Genomic DNA, 1276 nt, shown 5'->3' with positions numbered 1-1276 from the left:
GGCTGGTAGTGATCGACGGTCAGCAGAGCACCGGTGTCGGGGTTCTGGAAGATCCGCTCCCACCCCGGCGCGTACCGCGCGAGCCGGCGAGCGGTCTCGGCCGGGACCGGCCCGTACCCCGCCAGCATCGCCGGCCCGTCATCCAGCCCGACCAGACTCGTCACCGGGACCGTCACCGCGACCGTGCCGCGGATGCCCGCCAGCCGGTCCGGGTCCCCGTCGATCGGATACCCCGTCGGCGCCCCCGTCAGAAGAAGGTTCCCCGCCAGATCCGCCCGCCGCTGCGTGCGCGTCACCCGCACCCGCTCCGCCTCCCGAGCCCCCTCCCGCTCCCCCCGCGCGCACCGCCCCGAGAACCGCCCCGCATCCCGCACCGCCAGCCCCGGATCGACCACCGGGTCGGGGTCGCCGCCAGGCACCCGCACCGCGCCCTGGTCGATCCGGTTCCCCTCCCGATCCACCCGGAACCCCAACCCGTCCCTCGTCACTCCCACCGCCGCATCCGCCGCATCCCGCGCGTCCCGCGCCAGCCGCGCCGCGTCCTGTGCTTCCCGGTCCGCGCGGCGCTCATCGGCCTCGACCAGACGCGCCATCTGATCCAGCCGGTCCGCGACCGCCGCGATCACCGACGCCTCGTCCCGCATCACGAACTCACCCAGCCCACCCGGCAGAGCCCGCGTCCACGTTCCCCGCTTCTCCCGCGCCGCCGCCTGACCCTCCGCCACCGGAACCGGATGCAGCACCGCCGCGAGCTCGTTCGCGAACACCCGCAGCTGCCGCGGCGTGGCCTCCTCCGCGAACCCCAGCACCCGCCCCAGGAACTCCCCCAGCACCGCATCCGGCAGCCCCTGCGCGACCTCCCGGATCACATCCGCATGCTTGCGCGTGATCCGCCCCGCCGACAGCGCCGCCCGCACCTGAGGCAACCGCGCCTCCAGCAGCTCCGCCTCCGCCATCCGCGCCTCCACCTCCCCCACCGGCACATGCAACGCCACCGCGAGCTCAGCCGCGACCGCCCGCCACGGGAACGCGAACTCCGAATCCGACCCCGACCGCTCCATCTGCGCCCGCGCCACCCGCGCCGCCACCGCGAACGCCTGCACCTCCGCCGCCGCAGCCGACGCCACCGCCCGCCGGAAACCCGTCAACGTCTCCCGCACATTCGACAGCACCCACCGCTCCTCCACCGTCGCATCCCACGACAGCGGATCCACAAACCGCGGCTTCCTGCTCGTCACACCCCCATCATCAACCCCACCACCGACATTCGAACGGG

At 74.5% G+C, this 1276-nt stretch carries 1 protein-coding gene; it reads right to left on the bottom strand.

All coding sequences use genetic code 11. The features are described 5' to 3' along the window. On the bottom strand, window positions 1-1238 hold a 1238-nt coding region (locus ACWXWW_RS17800), incomplete at its 3' end, for a DUF222 domain-containing protein (protein ID WP_455971314.1). Between the last annotated feature and the right edge of the window lie 38 nt (window positions 1239-1276).

It is taken from the genome of Microbacterium sp. KNMS (assembly GCF_053851835.1).
This window is presented reverse-complemented; position numbering and strand designations above follow the sequence as displayed.